We start from the raw sequence: 3,068 nt of genomic DNA on the forward strand, positions 1-3,068 counted from the left end.
CAGGGAGGGCGTCGGGGGGTCCCGGCCCCGCCGTGTCCGCGCACGCGACCACCAGGTCGGTGACGCGGACCCCTCGCGCCGCGGCCACCGCCCGCAGGATGTCGGGCACCGGGTGACCCACCTCCGCACCGTGGACGCCGGCGCCCACGGCGAGGACCAGACCGTGCTCGCCGCCGGGGGGCGGCACCCGGACCGCTCCGGACCGGGCCACGACCGCGGCGGCGAACGCGGTCGGCGCCCCTCCACCGGCCGACGGTGTACCGCGCGTCAGCCCGAACGCCGCGGTGCACGCCGGCGCGCGCCCCGACGGGCCGTCACGTCCGAGCGCGACGGCGGTGGGCAGGCCCACGTCGGCGAGACGGGCGCGCATCGCGGCGACCGCCCGGTTCCGGTCCGGGTCGCGGTCGTCGCCCCTGGTCCCGGCGGCGCCGTGGTGGCCGGAGCACCGCCCGGCCACCACGGCGCCCGACTCGGTCGCGCGGACGAGCTCCAGCATCAGCACCTCGTCGGGTGGCGGGTCCACCCCGTCACCGTGTGCCGTCCGCACCACGAGGCGCCGGTCAGCGCGCCGCGGCGTTGGCCACGGCACGGGCGGACAGGGCCGACTGGGCGGCGTCCCGGTTCTGCTCCTGCCCCCGCCACGCCTCCAGCGCGGGCCCGACCAGCGCCCGGCCGAAGGAGTAGGTGAGCTCCCACGGCAGCGGGTCGAGACCCTGCATCGCCCCGAGGTGCTCCGTCGCCACCTCCGGGTCCTGGCCCCCGGACAGGAAGGCGATGCCCGGGACGGCCGGGGGCACGGTCTCCCGCAGTGTCTCGACCGTGGCCTCGGCCACGTCGGCGACCGTGACCTGCTCGCCGCTGCCGGAGCCGGGGACCACCATGTTCGGCTTGAGGACGATCCCGTCGAGCTGTACCTGCAGGAGGTCGAGCTCCTCGAACAGCTCCTCGAGGGTCTCCGTGGTCACCTGCCGGCACCGGGCCAGCGAGTGGTCGCCGTCCATGAGCACCTCCGGCTCCACGATCGGCACCAGCCCGCCCTCCTGGCACAGGCCGGCGTAGCGGGCCAGTGCGTGCACGTTGGCGCGCACCGCGCGGTCCGACGGCAGCCCGTCGCCGATGGTGATGACCGCCCGCCACTTCGCGAAGGTCGCGCCGCGCCGCACGTAGTCCGCGATGCGCTCGCGCAGCCCGTCGAGTCCCTCCGTGATCTTCTCGCCGGACGCCCCGGCGAGCGGCTTCGCCCCGGTGTCGACCTTGATGCCCGCCAGGATCCCGATGTCGGACAGGTACTCGGGGAACGACCGCCCGTCGTCGAGCTGCTGGTGGAAGGTCTCGTCCGCGAGGATGACCCCGCTCACGGACTCGGCGAGCCGCGGTGTGGTCACGATGAGCTCGCGGTAGACGCGGCGGTTCTCCTCGGTCGGGGCGACGCCGACCGACTCGAGCCGGGCGGACATGGTCCCGATGCTCTCGTCGGCGGCGAGGATCCCCCGCCGGTGCGAGACCATCGTGCGGGCGATCTTGTTCAGAGCTGACACTTCGTCCCCTCCTGGGAATTGACGGTCGCGGGCGGTCATGCGATCGCCCGGTGGCCTGCGTGGTCGCGTCCGGGCGTGCCTCCGGTCTCCGGGTCGTCGTGGGGGCCGGGCGGCGGCGAGCCCTTCGCCGCGGCGATCTCGACGAGGGCTTCCGCGTGCCCGGTGAGCCCGCGCTGCCGGTTCCAGGTCGCGCGGATGGGACGCCCGGGCATCTCGTGGTCCACGGCGACGAGGTGGAGCCGACCGTCCGCGATCTCGGTACGGACGGTCGACACGTTCAGGACGGTCACCCGTCTGCTCGTGGCGACGGCGAGCTTGAGCGCGCTGCTGGACGGCAGCTCGACCTGGCCGCCGGCGGGCCGGTGCGGGGCGAGGAGCTCGTCGGTGAACGCGCGCAGGCCCGACCCGCGCTCCCGCAGCACCAGAGGTGCACCCGCGAGCTCGGCCACGGTGACGGGTGTCCTCCGGTCCGCCCAGGGGTGCCGGGGCCCGACGACGACGGCCAGCCGGTCGTCGCAGATGTCTCGGGTCACCAGCTCCTCATGGTGCGCCGCGCCCGTCCGGTCGCCGGTACCGCACCATCCGTCGACGAACGCGAGGTCGACCCGGCTCTCCAGGACCAGGTGGTGGAGCGTTTCGAGGTTGCCGGTCCGCACCTCGACGAGGACGTCGTCGGTGGTGGAGCCGGCGTGGTTCAGCCAGTCGGGGATCAGGTGCTCGGAGATCGCGGGGCTGCCCGCGATGCGGAGCCTGCGGGCCTCCGTGGACCCCATGCGGGAGCCGAACTCGAGCAGCTCGTCGGCCGCCCGGATCACGTTGCGTGCATAGCGCGCCAGTACCTCGCCCTCCGTGGTCAGCGTCGACCCGGCAGGCGACCGCTCGAGCAGCCGGAGACCGAGTCGTCTCTCCATCGCACTGATCCGCGTGCTGGCGGCAGGCTGGGAGATGCGGTGTTCCTGCGCTGCCTTTCCGACGCTGCCACGGCTCGCCACCGACAGCAGGAGATCGAGGTCTGCGAGCTGAGGCATCCGGGACGGAATCACCAACGTTCTTGTCCTCTCGCTCCGCCCGCGAAACTCCGTCGAAACGCGGCGCCCGGCGATGATGCGGACCGGGGGAGAACGGGTCAACCGCACGGACACGAACGCACGTGATCCGTGTACGAGAGGCGGGATTCGCGTCTCCTGCGGTGCGGCACGAGGGCCGGAGGGCATTTTCCGTCCCCGTTCTCCGCCGGTTCCCGACACTGCTTCGTTCGTTCCTCCTAGGTCGCCGTTCATCCCGGAACACGCGCATCGGGTGGCGGCGCAGCCAGGAGCTCCGGGACGGACCAACCCGGTCCGAACTGCGGCGGGATCTCCTCGGCGGCGCGACGACGCCCCTCCGGCACCGGGGTACGCCGACGGCCGTTCCGGTTGTGGGGGTATTCGGGGTGCGGATCGGGTGATCGGTTTTCCGGATGTGTGGTGGTGTTGTGGGTGGGTGTCGGTGGGGCGACGGTGGGGGTGTTGTTCTTCCTGTTGTCGTGGT

The 3,068-nt window shown here is 73.3% G+C and carries 3 protein-coding genes and 1 pseudogene; all 4 read right to left on the minus strand.

The features are described 5' to 3' along the window. Window positions 1–523, minus strand: a pseudogene (locus NH602_RS29640) (hypothetical protein); the annotation flags it as partial. 37 nt (window positions 524–560) lie between these two features. Then, window positions 561–1,538: a class I fructose-bisphosphate aldolase gene (locus tag NH602_RS29645; protein WP_073573862.1), complete on the minus strand. Its 978-nt coding sequence runs from the start codon at window positions 1,536–1,538 to the stop codon at window positions 561–563. Window positions 1,539–1,573: 35 nt separating this feature from the next. After that, complete coding sequence (locus NH602_RS29650) at window positions 1,574–2,566, minus strand: LysR family transcriptional regulator (protein ID WP_253069536.1); 993 nt, start codon at window positions 2,564–2,566, stop codon at window positions 1,574–1,576. Between the two features lie 248 nt (window positions 2,567–2,814). Continuing rightward, window positions 2,815–3,068 (minus strand): hypothetical protein (locus NH602_RS29655; RefSeq protein ID WP_253069537.1); only part of this gene is annotated, 254 nt, incomplete at its 5' end.

It is taken from the genome of Pseudonocardia sp. McavD-2-B (assembly GCF_024124365.1).
In the GTDB taxonomy this organism is placed as follows: Bacteria; Actinomycetota; Actinomycetes; order Mycobacteriales; family Pseudonocardiaceae; genus Pseudonocardia; species Pseudonocardia alni.